This window comes from Planktotalea sp. (assembly GCF_049680325.1).
Lineage (GTDB): Bacteria > Pseudomonadota > Alphaproteobacteria > Rhodobacterales > Rhodobacteraceae > Planktotalea.
In genome coordinates, this window is sequence record NZ_JBAUHO010000273.1 from 1 (window position 1) to 1,784 (window position 1,784).

Below are 1,784 nucleotides of genomic sequence, written 5' to 3' on the forward strand. Positions count from 1 at the left end.
TTTCCAAGTTCGGTTCCAGCGAAATTGACTCCGACCTGAGGGATTTTCACACCCGCTGCGTCCCACTGCTTGAGCGCCCGAAAGCTATGATACATCATTACTTCTGCAAGGCGTTCAAGTTGGTTTGTTGCTTCGACAGCGGGCAGGAACTCTGCCGGCGGGATGACACCTCTGATAGGGTGGGTCCAACGCGCCAAAGCTTCAAAACCCGTAATGCGGCCCGTATCGGTGCATACCTGAGGTTGAAACCAAGGGGCGATCTCACCTGCCTCCAGTGCTGCAACAACATCGTCGGTCAGGGCGCGTCGCGTCTTCCGTTCCTGATGCATTTGATCGGAGTAGGCGCGAATACTGGACGCGCCCCGCGCCTGTGCGCTCCGCAAGGCAATGCAGGCGGCTTCCAGCCAGTGGCTTCCTTGGTTTTCGGGCGCGCGGGATTGCTGGCAAAAACCGATGCAAACGTCCACATAAATGACGGTTCCATCAATCGATATTGCTTCTTCTGCGGCAGTTTGAAGCCTGCCTGCCAGTTGGATACACAGCTCGAGTGAGAGCTGTCGGACGGGGTGTGCGCAAACTGCAAAGCGCGCGTCGCCGATTTGTCCGATCGCGTCGTCGTCCCGCATGGTGCTGCTCAAACGTTCGCCAATGCGCTGGATAATGGTGTCACCGGCGGCAGGACCATATTGGTCAACCAACTCGGCAAATTTTTCGATTTCGATGACATGAATGCAGGAGTTCAATCCGGTTTCGGTGGCTTCTGCAAAAATGGCCTCGCATCGTTCAGCCATAGGTCCGCGCCGGAGCAGCCCGTGGCGTGTAACTATGCTGGCATGCAGGTGGTCTACGGCTGCACCAACGCCGCCGAACAGCAGATATATGACAGGTACAAGTGCCGCGACTACCAGCAGCGCCCCTTCACCGCCAAACCAAAATGCGGCGAGTGAGAAGGCGGGGACAAAGGCCAGGGCTGGAGGGCTGGTGAGTAGCAGAAAAATGCGTTTGCGTATCATTGCCATGCTGGAAACATGGCTGCTTAACTTGCTGTGCTGCACAGACGTTCCTCCGTTCAGGACCGCATGTGCGTTCCATTCCAGCTACCCTAGCGAGAATAAAAACAACCTGAAGTTAATGGCCTTGGGCTTCTTTCCAGTAAGTTAGTTAGAATTGTCCACGTCCCGCATTAGACCTGCAAAATCAAAGAGTTTGTTATCCAGAAGATGGGAGGGCCGCGCGTTTGTAAGGGCGCGGAACATCACTTGGCGCCGACCGGGGCTGTTGCGTTCCCAGCCGTCGAGAATCGCTTTGACCTGTTGTCTTTGCAGCCCGTCCTGTGATCCGCACAGGTCACAGGGAATGATCGGGTAGTTCATGGCAGTCGAGAATTTTTCGCAATCCACTTCGGCCACATGCGCCAGAGGTCGGTAGACAAACAGATCACCTTCCTCGTTCAGCAGCTTGGGTGGCATGGTTGCCAAACGGCCGCCATGAAAGAGATTCATGAAGAATGTTTCAAGAATATCATCGCGGTGGTGGCCCAGCACCACAGCCGAGCATCCTTCCTCGCGGGCAATGCGGTAGAGGTTGCCACGCCGCAGGCGTGAACAGAGGGCGCAAAACGTACGGCCCGCAGGGATTTTATCCATCACAATTGAGTATGTATCTTGATATTCGATCCGGTGCTTAACCCCCATTTTCTCCAGGAACCCGGGCAAGACAGTTGCGGGAAAGCCGGGCTGCCCCTGGTCCAGATTACACGCCAGCAACTCGACAGGGAGCAGGCC

Annotated in this window: 2 protein-coding genes; both read right to left on the reverse strand. The window is 55.8% G+C overall.

The genetic code is table 11. The annotated features are described in order from the left end of the window. Positions 1-1,019: EAL domain-containing protein (locus WBC85_RS12780; protein WP_424437748.1), on the reverse strand; the 1,019-nt coding region annotated here is incomplete at its 3' end. 138 nt (positions 1,020-1,157) lie between these two features. Beyond that, positions 1,158-1,784 (reverse strand): tRNA 2-thiocytidine(32) synthetase TtcA (gene ttcA / locus WBC85_RS12785; RefSeq protein ID WP_424437751.1); only part of this gene is annotated, 627 nt, incomplete at its 5' end.